The sequence below is a fragment of the Nocardiopsis sp. CNS-639 genome, from assembly GCF_000381685.1.
In the GTDB taxonomy this organism is placed as follows: Bacteria; Actinomycetota; Actinomycetes; order Streptosporangiales; family Streptosporangiaceae; genus Nocardiopsis; species Nocardiopsis dassonvillei.
On record NZ_KB906868.1, the window covers coordinates 47,346 to 60,333 of the forward strand.

The window sequence follows — 12,988 nt, forward strand, 5'->3', positions numbered from 1 at the left end:
GGAAAGTTACAGGCGGACTACACGCGGATGTGAAGCGGTCCTTCCCTAAAACGAGAAAACCCTTGACCGCTATACGCGGAGCAGAAGGGACGACCGCCCCGGAGGGGCCCGCCCGCAGCGCCCGCCCCGGAACCGCCGTCAGCGGCTCCGGGACGCGACCGCGGACGCGCCCGGCGGACGCGCCGGAGGGCTCCCCGGAGGCCGGACCCGCTACGCCCCCGGCAGCTCGCGCAACATGCACGTGAGCCGGGAGGTGCACACCTTCCGACCCCCGTCGTCGGTGATGGTGATGTCCCACGTGGCCAGCGTCCGGCCCAGGTGCACGGGCGTGGCCACACCGGTCACGTGCCCCTCGGTGGCCGAGCGGTGGTGCGTGGCGTTGATCTCGACGCCGACCGCGACCTTGCCGAAACGGGAGGCGTGGGCCGTGGCGCCGATCGACCCCAGGGTCTCGGCCAGCACGCACGACGCCCCGCCGTGCAGCAGCCCGAACGGCTGGACGTTGCCCTCCACCGGCATCCGGCCCACCACGCGCTCGGCGGACGCCTCCGTCACCTCGATGCCCATGCGCTCGCCCAGACCGCCCGCGAGCGCGCCCGTGTCGAGCATCCGCCTCATCGCCTCGGAGTCCGTCGTCATCTGCCCTCCGCCTCCTCGGAACCCCGCCGCGGCCGGGCCCGGGCCGCGCCGGACCGGGGGCGGAGTCCACGCCGTCGTGTCACTGCCCTCGCGGTATGGCCGCGAAGTGTCTCCGTCGCATCCTAGGATTCACCTGTGGTGACCAAGCGAGAGACCCCCGACCAGACAACCCGGAGCGGCGACGGCGGCAGGCGCCCCCGGCTCCTCCTCCTGGACGGCCACTCGATGGCCTTCCGCGCGTTCTTCGCGCTCCCGGTGGACAAGTTCGGCACGAGTACCGGGCAGTCGACCAACGCCGTGTACGGCTTCGCGTCGATGCTGGTCAAGCTGCTGCGCGACGAGGAGCCCACCCACGTCGCGGTGGCCTGGGACCTGTCCGGCCCCACCTTCCGGCACGAGGAGTACGCCGAGTACAAGGACGGCCGCTCCGACACCCCGCCGGAGTTCCCCTCCCAGGTGCCGCTCACCCAGGACCTGATGCGGCTGATCGGCGTCGCCAACCTGTCCGCCCCCGGGTTCGAGGCCGACGACGTCATCGCGACCCTGGCCCACCAGGGCGGCGAGGCCGGGATGGAGGTGCTCATCGCCTCCGGCGACCGCGACGCCTTCCAGCTGGTCACCGACTCCTGCACGGTCCTGTACCCGGGCAAGAGCCTGTCGGACCTGCGGCGGATGGACCCCGCAGCGGTCGAGGACAAGTACGGGGTCACCCCCGAGCGCTACCGCGACCTGGCCGCACTGGTGGGGGAGAAGGCCGACAACCTGCCCGGCGTGCCGGGCGTGGGTCCCAAGACCGCCGCCAAGTGGATCACCAAGTACGGGTCCCTGGACGAGCTGGTCGCCCACGCCGACGAGCTCACCGGCAAGGCGGGGCAGAGCTTCCGCGACCACCTGGACGACGTCCTGCGCAACCAGCGGCTCAACCGGCTGGCCACGGACGTGGAGCTGGACGCGGAGGTCACCGCCCTGGCCCTGGGCGAGGCCGACCGCACCGGGATCGACGCGCTCTTCGACAACCTGGAGTTCGCCTCCAACCTGCGCGAGCGCCTCTACGCCGTCGTCCGCCTGCCCGAGGACGGCTCCGGGGAGGCGGGGACCGAGGCGGTCGAGGGCTTCCGCGTCGAACTGACCGTGGCCGGGACCGGCGAGCTGGCCCCCTGGCTGGCCGCGCACGCCGCCCCCGACGACGCGGCCTCCGACACCCTCACTCCCACCGCCCCCGCCGGACTGGCCCTGGACGGCGCCTGGGGACAGGGCACCGGCCGGGTGGACGCGCTGGCGATCAGCGTGCCCTCCGGCGACGCCGTGTTCGTCGACCCCACCGCCCTGGACCCCGCCGACACCGAGGCGCTGGCGGACTTCCTGGCCGACCCCCGCCGCCCCAAGGCCGTGCACGAGTACAAGGGCGCCCTGCTGGCCCTGGGCGCGCACGGGTGGGAGCTGGGCGGGGTGGTCAGCGACACCGCCCTGGCCGCCTACCTGGTCCAGCCGGGACAGCGCCGCTTCGACCTGGCCGACCTGTGCCGCAAGTACCTGGGCCGGGAGCTGGAGGAGGACTCCTCCGGCGACCAGCTCACCCTGGACCTGGGCGGTGAGGAGGGGGAGGGTTCGGGCCGCCAGCACCTGCTGGCCGTGCGCGCCAGCGCCACCCGCGACCTGGCCGGGGTGCTCGCCGCCGAACTCGACAAACGCGGCGGCACCCACCTGCTGCACGAGGTCGAGCTGCCGCTGGTGGACGTGCTGGCGCGCCTGGAACGCGCGGGGATCGCCGCCGACCGCCCCTACCTGGAGGAGCTCCAGGGCGAGTTCGCCGCGGCGGGCCGGGTCGCGGTGGAGCGCGCGCACGAGATCGTGGGCCGCGAGTTCAACCTCGGCTCGCCCAAGCAGCTCCAGCAGGTGCTGTTCGAGGACCTGGGCCTGCCCAGGACCAAGAAGATCAAGACGGGCTACACCACCGACGCCGACGCGCTGGCGTGGCTGGCCTCCCAGACCGACAACGAGCTGCCCGCGGTCCTGCTCCACCACCGCGACCAGACCAAGCTGCGCACCACGGTCGAGGGGCTGATCAAGACCGTCGCCGACGACGGCCGCATCCACACCACCTTCAACCAGACGGTGGCGGCGACCGGGCGCCTGAGCTCCACCGACCCCAACCTCCAGAACATCCCCGTGCGCACCGACGTGGGGCGGCGCATCCGCCGCGCGTTCGTCGTGGGGGAGGGCTACGAGGAGCTGCTCACCGCCGACTACAGCCAGATCGAGCTGCGCATCATGGCGCACCTGTCGGGCGAGCAGGCGCTGATCGACGCCTTCAACAGCGGCTACGACTTCCACGCGCAGATGGCCGCGCAGATCTTCGACGTCGAGGTCGAGCAGGTGGACGGCGAGGCGCGGTCCAGGATCAAGGCCATGAGCTACGGCCTGGCCTACGGGCTGAGCGCCTACGGCCTGTCCCAGCAGCTGGGGATCACGCCGGAGGAGTCCAAGCGCCTCATGGAGGACTACTTCGCCGAGTTCGGCGGGGTGCGCGACTACCTCAACGCCGTGGTCGAGGAGGCCCGCCGGGTCGGCTACACCGAGACCATCCTGGGGCGGCGCCGCTACCTGCCCGACCTGACCAGCGACAACCGCCAGCGCCGGGAGATGGCCGAGCGGATGGCGCTCAACGCGCCGATCCAGGGGTCGGCCGCCGACATCATCAAGGTGGCCATGCTCCGGGTGGACGCGGCCCTCACCGAGGGCGGGCTCACCTCGCGGGTCCTGCTCCAGGTGCACGACGAACTCGTGGTGGAGGTCGCGCCCGGCGAGCGCGCGGAGGTCGAAAACATCGTGGCGCGCGAGATGAGCTCCGCCTATGATCTGCGTGTGCCGCTGGCCGTCTCGGTCGGCAGCGGCCAGAACTGGCACGACGCCGCGCACTGAACAGGGGCCGCGCGCGGCCCGCGCACGACGAAGGGGTGGGGGACGGTGACGACACGGAGCACGGCCGACGAGGGGCTGAGCGCGGGTCCGGTCACCGTCCCCGCCGACGCCCTCACGTGGCGCTTCTCACGCTCCTCGGGGCCCGGCGGCCAGCACGTCAACACCTCCGACACCCGGGTGTCGCTGTCGTTGGACGTGGCGGCCTGCCCCGGCCTCGGCGGCACGCGGCGCCAGCGCGCGCTGGAGCGGCTCCGGGGACGCCTGGTCGGGGACGTGCTCACGGTCACGGTGCAGACCCACCGCTCGCAGGCGCGCAACCGGGCTGAGGCCCGGGAGCGGATGGCCGCCCTGCTGGAGGAGGCGATCGCGCCGCCCGCCCGCGAGCGCCGCGCGACCCGTCCGAGCCGCAGGGCCAAGCAGCGCCGCCTGGACGCCAAGAAGCAACGGAGCGCCATCAAACGGTCACGCTCCAAACCTCCCACGGACTGACCGTAACCGGCCCTTCGCACTTTTTCCTCCGGGGTTCGCTCCGGTGCCCCCGGCCGCCGGCGCGGACGTCCCACGGGGACGAAACCCCCGTTCGGACGTGGGACTACCCCCCAGTTGATCTTGACCGCCATGCTCGGGTAAATTGCCGCCATTGCGACCTACGCCGGGTTGGCTGCCCTGGGTTCCGATTGACCAGGACGCCCTTGTCTCATATTCTGGCGGGAGCGTTGTGGGTTCCTGCGTGCGTCCGCTGTCTCCGGTGAGGGTCGGCGCGACCGCGCCGCTCCGGTCGACACCCTGCACCTGGCGATTGGTGTCCAGGCGGTTCATCGCCGCCTCGGCTCCGCTCCTCGGACGACGGATCGACGGGTTCGAACCCGCGATGTGACCATCTTTCTGAATCTGTCCGTATCCGGAGTCCACCCACACATGACGAGCAGCACCGAGGCCACCTCGACACCCCAGGTAGCGGTCAACGACATCGGGTCCGAGGAAGCCTTCCTCGCGGCGATCGACGAGACCATCAAGTACTTCAACGACGGTGACATTGTCGAGGGCACCATCGTGAAGGTCGATCGAGACGAGGTCTTGCTCGACATCGGCTACAAGACCGAGGGTGTGATTCCCTCACGGGAACTCTCGATCAAGCACGACGTCGACCCCGGCGAGGTCGTTGCCGTCGGTGACCAGGTCGAGGCCCTCGTCCTCCAGAAGGAGGACAAGGAAGGCCGCCTGATCCTGTCCAAGAAGCGCGCCCAGTACGAGCGCGCCTGGGGCACGATCGAGAAGATCAAGGAGGAGGACGGCGTCGTCACCGGCACCGTCATCGAGGTCGTCAAGGGCGGCCTCATCCTCGACATCGGTCTGCGCGGCTTCCTGCCCGCCTCCCTGGTCGAGATGCGCCGTGTGCGCGACCTGCAGCCCTACGTCGGCCGCGAGCTCGAGGCGAAGATCATCGAGCTGGACAAGAACCGCAACAACGTGGTCCTGTCCCGCCGCGCCTGGCTGGAGCAGACCCAGTCCGAGGTCCGCCAGACCTTCCTCAACACCCTCCAGAAGGGCCAGATCCGCAAGGGTGTGGTCTCCTCGATCGTCAACTTCGGTGCGTTCGTGGACCTGGGCGGCGTCGACGGTCTGGTGCACGTCTCCGAGCTGTCCTGGAAGCACATCGACCACCCGAGCGAGGTCGTCGAGGTCGGCCAGGAGGTCACCGTCGAGGTTCTCGACGTGGACATGGAGCGCGAGCGCGTCTCCCTGTCGCTCAAGGCGACCCAGGAAGACCCGTGGCAGCAGTTCGCCCGGACCCACCAGATCGGCCAGGTCGTTCCCGGCAAGGTCACCAAGCTGGTTCCGTTCGGTGCGTTCGTGCGCGTCGAGGAGGGCATCGAGGGCCTGGTCCACATCTCCGAGCTGGCCGAGCGCCACGTCGAGGTGCCCGAGCAGGTCGTCCAGGTCGGCACCGAGATCTTCGTCAAGATCATCGACATCGACCTCGACCGCCGCCGCATCAGCCTCTCGCTGAAGCAGGCCAACGAGAGCGTCTCGCCGGACCAGGTGGACTTCGACCCCACCCTCTACGGCATGGCCGCGGAGTACGACGAGCAGGGCAACTACAAGTACCCCGAGGGCTTCGACGCGGACAGCGGCGAGTGGCTCGAGGGCTTCGAGGCCCAGCGCGACGAGTGGGAGCGCAGCTACGCCGAGGCCCAGGCCCGGTTCGAGGCGCACCGCAAGCAGGTCGAGGAGGCGCGCGCGGCCGAGGCCGACGCCGCCAACGCTCCTGCCCCGGCGGAGGAGGACGACTACACCGGTGGCGGACAGAGCAGCAGCTCGTCCGGCTCGGAATCCTCCAGTGGCGCCCTGGCCTCCGACGAGGCCCTGGCCGCCCTGCGCGAGAAGCTCGCGGGTGGCGAGGCCTAAACAGCCTCCGAGGACACGCTGAGAAGCTGTTCGGGCCGTCCCCTCTCCGGAGGGGGCGGCCCTTCGCCGTGCCCGGCCCCGGCCGGGTTTCGCGGCGCTGACGGGGCCGGGGGCTAGGCTCGTGGCGTGCCCCCCGACGGAGGGGTCCCTCAGGAGGAGACGTGTTCGACATCCACCCGGCCGCCCCCGCCGACGCGGGCGAGGTCTTCACCCTCCAGCGCGCGGCGTTCGTGGACGAGGCCCAGGCCTTCGGCGACCCGTTCGTGCTGGCCCTCACCGAGAGCCTGGAGAGGGTGGAGAGACTTCTGGGGCAGGAGGACACCCTCATGCTCAAGGCGGTCGCCGGAACCCGCCTGGTCGGCTCGGTGCGGGCGCGGGTGATGGGCACCAGCGCGGTGGTCTCCCGCCTGGCGGTCGTGCCCGACCTGCGCCGTCGGGGGATCGCGCGGGCGCTGCTCGCCGACCTGGAGGGCCGCCTGCGAGAGCGCCACCCCGACCTGGCCGCGCTCACCCTGTCCGCGGGGGCCCAGGACACCGGCCAACAGCGGCTCTACCGCGGCCTGGGGTACGCCGAGACCTCCCGCGAGCGCGTCGCCGAGCACCTGGTCATGGTGCACATGCGCAAGGAGCTCACCCCGGCCGGAGCGCGCGCGGACGGCGCCGCCCGGGCCGCGCGGTAGGCGGGGGCGCCATGACGCGGACGCGGGCGGCCGTCTAGGGTTTCCCACATGCTCAAAGTGGGACTCACCGGCGGGATCGGCTCGGGCAAGAGCGCGGTCGCGGCCGAACTGGCCGCCTACGGCGCCACCGTGGTCGACGCCGACGCCATCGCCCGGGAGGTCGTCGAACCCGGCACGCCGGGCCTGGAGGCCGTCGTCGCCGAGTTCGGCGATCGGGTGCTCACCCCTGACGGGCGGCTGGACCGGCCCCGGCTCGGGGAGATCGTCTTCGCCGACGAGGCCAGCCTGACCAGGCTCAACGCCATCGTGCACCCCCTGGTGGGCGAGCGCAGCGCCCAGCTCATGGAGGAGGCCGTGGCCTCCGGCGTGGAGGTGGTGGTCTACGACGTCCCGCTGCTGGTGGAGAACGGCCTGGGGCCGCTCTACGACCTGGTGGTCGTGGTGGACGCCCCCGACGCGGTGCGGGTGGAGCGGGTCACGGCCAACCGCGGCATGCCGCGCGAGCAGGTGGAGGCCCGCATCCGCGCGCAGGCCGACCGGGACACCCGCCTGGCCGCCGCCGACCTGGTGGTGGACAACTCCGGCACCCGCGAGGAGCTGACGGAGCGGGTGGCCCAACTCTGGCGCGAACTCCTCGAACGCGCCCGGTAACGCGCCCTCCCCGACCCCGCCGGAGGACCGGCGGCGTCCACCCCCGACCACCTCCACGGCCCGCCCGGCGGGTCCCCGCGCAGCCCGGCCCGCGCGTCGGCGGATCGGCCCGGGGCCGCCTTCGACGCGGTCCCGTCGGCCTGGCGCCGCATCGCCCGTCACTCCCGTCCGCGGTCGCGGTGCAGGACCTCGGACAGGGAGGACCCGGCGGACACGGCCTCGCGCACCAGCTCCTCGCGGACCGAGTGCGCGGCCTCCACGCTGAGGAGGCTGTCGTCGATCTCCTGGGGACGCACCCGCTCCTGCGCGGAGAACAGCGCCAGGTCGGCGTAGTCCCCGGCGCGGTCGGCGATCTCCTGGCACTGCTCCCACTCGCGGTGCGCGGTCACCGCCGCGTGCACCCGGTCGCCGTAACCGGTCAGCACCCCGACCCGTTCGTCGAGCGCCTCGGTGGCGCGGGCCACCGCCTCCTCCTGCGGTTGCAGGGCCCGGGTGACCTGTTCGGACACGGCCTCGCGCCTGCGCACCAGCAGTTCCCTGCGCAGGGAGCGCAGCCGCAGCAGTTCCTGGGCCAGCTTCCACTCCTCCTCGCGCAGCAGCGGCAGGGTCTGGGCGGCGTCGAAGGAGTCGCCGAGCACCCGCACGCCCTCCTCCACCCGGTCGGTGGCCTGCTGGAGCGCGGCGAACAGGTGGGCCTCGGGCTCCTCGGTGCGGGAGGCGTAGCCGTGGGTGCGACCGAAGTCCTGGGGCAGCACGTACCGGTCGGCGTACTCCGAGGCCAGACGGGCGACCATGCCGGGCCGCAGGATGGCCCCGGCGCCGCCCGCGGCGGCGGTCAGGTAGAGGGCGGCGGTCGCGGGATCGCCGGGGACGGTGGCGCCGACCGGCCCGAACGCCTGGTCGAGCAGCATCCGGGCGCCCAGGACGCCCACGGTGGAGGCGGGCAGGGCCCAGAAGGCGTGCATGACCAGGTCGGCCCAGTCGTCGGTGAAGGAGCCCCTGAGCGAGGCCAGTCCGAGGACGGCCGCGGTCGTCCCCAGACAGAGCAGCGCCACCAGGACGGCTACCGCGGCCGGGGAGAGCAGTGCGACGGCGGCCAGGGAGGTGCACCCCGCGGCCGTGATCGCGGCGCCCTGGCGCCAGGTGGGCCCGCGTCGCGGCCGGGCCGCGGCCGGGAGCAGTTTCTCGGGGTGGGCCTTCATACGTGCGACCGCGCGTGGGGGGAGGCCCGGGTCGAAGGTCGGTCTGGAGGGGTGTGACACGGCTGCCACCTCGCTTCGGACGCAGAGCGCTGGTCTCGATGGTAACTCCGCGCCCTCGGCCGGGAAGGGATGTCCTAGGGGCTCTGTAGCGTTAGGGGTGAGGGACACGCGGGCAGCGGGGGCGGCCCGCCTTCGACGGGAGAAGAGGCGACGTGCGACCGGTCAGCGACATCAAACGCAGCGAGGCGCCCTTCGAGGTGATCTCGGAGATGACCCCGGCGGGGGACCAGCCGGGCGCGATCGCCGAGATCAGCAGGAGGGTGCGGGACGGGGAGCCGCACACGGTGCTGCTCGGCGCGACCGGTACCGGCAAGACGGCGACCGTGGCGTGGACGGTGGAGCAGCTCCAGCGGCCCACCCTGGTGATGCAGCCCAACAAGACCCTGGCGGCGCAGTTCGCCAACGAGCTGCGCCAGATGCTGCCCAACAACGCCGTCGAGTACTTCGTGTCGTACTACGACTACTACCAGCCCGAGGCCTACGTCCCGCAGAGCGACACCTTCATCGAGAAGGACTCCTCCATCAACGACGAGGTCGAGCGGCTGCGCCACTCGGCCACCAACTCGCTGCTCACGCGCCGGGACACGATCGTGGTCGCCTCGGTCTCGTGCATCTACGGTCTGGGCACCCCGCAGGAGTACGTGGACCGGATGGCGCAGCTGGCGGTGGGCATGGAGGTCGACCGCGACGACCTGCTGCGCCGCCTGGTGGAGATGCAGTACTCCCGCAACGACACCGCGTTCACGCGGGGCACGTTCCGGGTGCGGGGCGACACCATCGAGATCATCCCGGTCTACGAGGAGCTGGCGATCCGCATCGAGATGTTCGGTGACGAGGTCGAGCGCCTGCTGACCCTGCACCCGCTCACCGGCGAGGTGCTGGGCGAGAGCCGGGAGATGTTCATCTTCCCCGCCTCGCACTACGTGGCCGGCGAGGAGCGCACCGAGCGGGCGATCGCCACCATCGAGGCGGAACTGGGCGAGCGGCTGGCCGAACTGGAGGCCCAGGGCAAGCTGCTGGAGGCGCAGCGCCTGCGCATGCGCACCACCCACGACCTGGAGATGATGCGCCAGCTGGGCACCTGCTCGGGCATCGAGAACTACTCCCGGCACTTCGACGGCCGTGAGCCGGGCAGCCCGCCCAACACGCTCCTGGACTACTTCCCCGAGGACTTCCTGCTGGTGCTGGACGAGTCCCACGTGACCGTCCCGCAGATCGGCGCGATGTACGAGGGCGACGCCGCGCGCAAGCGCACCCTGGTCGAGCACGGGTTCCGGCTCCCCTCGGCGCTGGACAACCGGCCGCTGAAGTGGGAGGAGTTCACCGAGCGCATCGGGCAGAGCGTCTACCTGTCGGCGACGCCGGGCCGCTACGAGCTGCGCCAGGGCGGCGGGGAGGTGGTCGAGCAGGTCATCCGCCCCACTGGGCTGGTGGACCCCGAGGTGCTGGTCAAGCCGACCGACGGGCAGATCGACGACCTGGTCCACGAGATCCGGGTGCGCGCCGAACGCGACGAGCGGGTGCTGGTCACCACGCTCACCAAGAAGATGTCCGAGGACCTCACCGACTACTTCACCGAACTCGGCATCCGGGTGCGCTACCTGCACAGCGAGGTGGACACGCTGCGCCGCGTGGAGCTGCTGCGCGAGCTGCGGGTGGGCGAGTTCGACGTGCTGGTGGGCATCAACCTGCTGCGCGAGGGCCTGGACCTGCCCGAGGTGTCGCTGGTGGCGATCCTGGACGCGGACAAGGAGGGCTTCCTGCGCTCGGAGACCTCGCTGATCCAGACGATCGGGCGCGCGGCGCGCAACGTCGCGGGCCAGGTGCACATGTACGCCGACAACGTCACCGACTCCATGCGGGCGGCCATCGACGAGACCAACCGGCGCCGGGACAAGCAGTTGGCCTACAACGCCGAGCACGGGATCGACCCCACGCCGCTGCGCAAGCAGATCGCCGACATCCTGGACACGCTCAACCGCGAGGACGTGGACACCGAGGAGCTTATGGCCACCGGGTACCGCAGCTCGGGGGGCAGGGGCGGCCGGGCGCCGGTGCCCGCGCTGGGCGAGCGTTCGGCGGACGTGTCCGCCATGCCGCGCGCGGAGCTGGCCGGGCTCATCGAGCAGCTGAGCGAGCAGATGCACCAGGCGGCCACCGACCTCCAGTTCGAGCTGGCGGCCCGGTTGCGCGACGAGATCGGCGAACTCAAACGTGAGCTCCGCGGCATGGACGCGGCCGGGGTGAAGTGACGCGAGTGCCTGTGGATTAACGTTTCCAGCTCTGGGAACACCGGGATCGGGGCGGCACCCACATCTCGAAACAGAAACTTTTTGAGAACGGCGAGGTCGCACAGTTACCTCCGCGTGACATACTCTTGGCTTCGCGCAAGCCGTATGTCGCAATTGCCGGTTATCCGGTTGTGGGGGAGAACATGAGAGTTCGGCTTCTCGTGGCCGCGGGTGGCGGCCTGCTGATCACCGGCCTTCTTCCCGGCTGTGGTCTGGCCTTCGGGCACGAGGACGTCGAGCCGCCCAACGGCGCCCCGGGCACCGAGGGCGCCTCCGACGGGGGCGAGCCCGACATGCCCAAGCACAACGTCAGCACCGAGGACGTGCTCATCGTCGTCGACGACGGCGCCGAGGTGAGCGAGGACTGCGGGGAGCGCGAGGTCGTCGTCACCGCGGACGACGCCGTCGTCGTGCTGCACGGAGACTGCGGGCTGGTGCGCGCCACCGGTCGCGGGTCCACCGTCGACGTGGGCTCGGCGGACAAGATCGTGCTGGTCGGCGTGGACAACAGGATCTCCTTCGCCTCCGGCGAGCCCGAGGTGATCAACCACGGGCGCAACACCACCGTGGCCGAGGGCGGCGCCGCGCAGCGGTGATCCCGCGGGCGCCGCGCGCCGGGAGGCCCGCGGATCCCGCGGGCGCCGCGCGCCGGGAGGCCCGCGCCGGGGGATCCGTGTCGGGGCGTTGACCGCCCCGGCACCCGAGAGTGACCTTCGATCCGTTACGGTGGTGCGCGTCCGTGCGCGCGCGGGGAAGCGGCGCGGGACGCCGGGGCCGAGCGGGCGCGGCGACGCGCAGTGAATTCTTGGTTGCAGTTGGCTGTTTCGTCCTCCTGATCGGTTCTGAGGCGGTACGGTCGTTTCGTTCCGCCCGCGGTATGGCCTGTCCCGCCGGGGCGGCACGACGGCCCGGGGGCGGCGCACGCGCCCTGCCGGAGCCGTTCCGAGGGCGCGCGTTCGACGTGAGGACCCGCTAGGGGAGGGGTGGATGAGCGGTTATGTCGCACGGGTGCGGCATGATGAGTCGCCCGGGGGCGACGTCGGCCTGGACCCGTTGGTGAGTTCGGCCGCCCAGCGCTGGGCGGCCGTGGATTCGCTGTTGCCCGAACCGGTCAACTTCGCTCCGGGCTCCTATCCCCTCCTGACCGTCAGCGACGAGGACGGCCGTGCCGTCGCCGCCGGCACCATGCACTACACCTGGTACCAGCCCGGCGAGGTCGGCCGGATATGGGGCGTGCCCGACCAGCACTGGCTCACCCCCATCGTGGGCGGCCCCGACCCCGGCCGCGCCCTGGACTCGCTGCTGACCAGCTGGCGCGACCAGCTGGAGGACCTGCCGACCGGCACCGGCTCGGAGTCGGCGGCCCTGGTGAGCTGGCCAGCCCGCGACGTGTGCGGCATCATCCCGCTCCAGCGCCACGGTCTACAGCCCTACACCGTGCTGGCCGCCCGCCAGCGCCGCCGCGGCGTGCCCCCGTCGCTGCCGCCGCGCGACGTGACCATCCGGCTGGCCGACCGCAGCGATCTGACCCAGGTGGTCGGTCTGCTGATGGAGGAGCACCGCTACGAGCAGCACTTCGGCGGGGTGTTCCTGCAGCCCGACACCGCCGAGCAGACCCGTGAGGTGGCGGCCCGGGCGCTGAACCGCTCCCGGTCCTGGATCTGGCTGGCCGAGCGGCGCGGTCGCGCGGTGGGCCTGCTGTGGGTCTCCCCGCCCGAGCGTTCGCGCTGGGCCAAGTCGCTGGTCAACGCGCGCCCGATCGCGCACATCGGCTACGGCGTGGTGACCGCCGCGGAGCGCGGCAGCGGGATCGGCACGGCGCTGGTGGGCCAGGCGCACCAGGCGCTGGACAGCCACGGAGTGGGCGTCTCGGTGCTCAACTACGCGGCGATGAACCCGCTGTCGGGGCCGTTCTGGCACCGCATGGGGTACCGCCCGGTGTGGACGACCTGGGAGGTCCGCCCCGCGCTCGCCCTGCGCTGATCCGGGCAGCGCGAAGCCGGAGGGCCGGGGTGGCCCCCCGGTATCCAGTAGACCGCGCTCCCCCCGTCCCGCGCCAGCGGCGTTCCGGTGCCTGTGGACGACGGGGGCGCGGCCCGGTGCGGGCCCGCCGACGGGTGCTCCACTACCCTGT

The 12,988-nt window shown here is 72.0% G+C and carries 10 protein-coding genes; 8 read left to right on the plus strand and 2 right to left on the minus strand.

All coding sequences use genetic code 11. The features are described from left to right. Positions 1–210 precede the first annotated feature (210 nt). Positions 211–639, minus strand: a complete 429-nt coding sequence (locus G011_RS0121075) for a PaaI family thioesterase (protein WP_019610208.1) — start codon at positions 637–639, stop codon at positions 211–213. Positions 640–774: 135 nt separating this feature from the next. Here G011_RS0121075 and polA point away from each other — a divergent pair, with 135 nt between their 5' ends. The 5 genes from polA (at position 775) to coaE (ending at position 7,301) form a co-directional block, all read left to right on the plus strand. Continuing rightward, the gene (gene polA, locus G011_RS0121080; protein ID WP_019610209.1) at positions 775–3,561 is read left to right on the plus strand and encodes a DNA polymerase I; all 2,787 of its coding nucleotides are present in this window, start codon (positions 775–777) and stop codon (positions 3,559–3,561) included. 45 nt (positions 3,562–3,606) lie between these two features. Then, complete coding sequence (arfB, locus tag G011_RS0121085) at positions 3,607–4,050, plus strand: alternative ribosome rescue aminoacyl-tRNA hydrolase ArfB (protein WP_019610210.1); 444 nt, start codon at positions 3,607–3,609, stop codon at positions 4,048–4,050. Positions 4,051–4,479: 429 nt separating this feature from the next. Beyond that, positions 4,480–5,970: a 30S ribosomal protein S1 gene (rpsA, locus tag G011_RS0121090; RefSeq protein ID WP_013152012.1), complete on the plus strand. Its 1,491-nt coding sequence runs from the start codon at positions 4,480–4,482 to the stop codon at positions 5,968–5,970. 161 nt (positions 5,971–6,131) lie between these two features. Continuing rightward, complete coding sequence (locus G011_RS0121095; protein WP_013152013.1) at positions 6,132–6,650, plus strand: GNAT family N-acetyltransferase; 519 nt, start codon at positions 6,132–6,134, stop codon at positions 6,648–6,650. Positions 6,651–6,698: 48 nt separating this feature from the next. Then, a complete protein-coding gene (gene coaE / locus G011_RS0121100; RefSeq protein ID WP_019610211.1) occupies positions 6,699–7,301 on the plus strand; it encodes a dephospho-CoA kinase in 603 nt (200 codons plus the stop codon). 158 nt (positions 7,302–7,459) lie between these two features. Here the strand turns inward: coaE and G011_RS0121105 are convergent, their stop codons facing one another. Continuing rightward, a complete protein-coding gene (locus G011_RS0121105) occupies positions 7,460–8,503 on the minus strand; it encodes a hypothetical protein (protein ID WP_019610212.1) in 1,044 nt (347 codons plus the stop codon). 212 nt (positions 8,504–8,715) lie between these two features. Here G011_RS0121105 and uvrB point away from each other — a divergent pair, with 212 nt between their 5' ends. The 3 genes from uvrB to G011_RS0121120 all read left to right on the plus strand — a co-directional run bounded on the left by uvrB (position 8,716) and on the right by G011_RS0121120 (position 12,837). After that, entirely contained in the window at positions 8,716–10,815 is a 2,100-nt protein-coding gene (gene uvrB / locus G011_RS0121110; protein ID WP_013152016.1) for an excinuclease ABC subunit UvrB, read from the plus strand. Positions 10,816–10,997: 182 nt separating this feature from the next. Next, positions 10,998–11,450 (plus strand): DUF3060 domain-containing protein, encoded by a 453-nt coding sequence (locus G011_RS0121115; RefSeq protein ID WP_081643008.1) that lies wholly within the window; start codon positions 10,998–11,000, stop codon positions 11,448–11,450. Between the two features lie 391 nt (positions 11,451–11,841). Then, positions 11,842–12,837: a GNAT family N-acetyltransferase gene (locus G011_RS0121120; RefSeq protein WP_013152018.1), complete on the plus strand. Its 996-nt coding sequence runs from the start codon at positions 11,842–11,844 to the stop codon at positions 12,835–12,837. Positions 12,838–12,988: the final 151 nt, after the last annotated feature.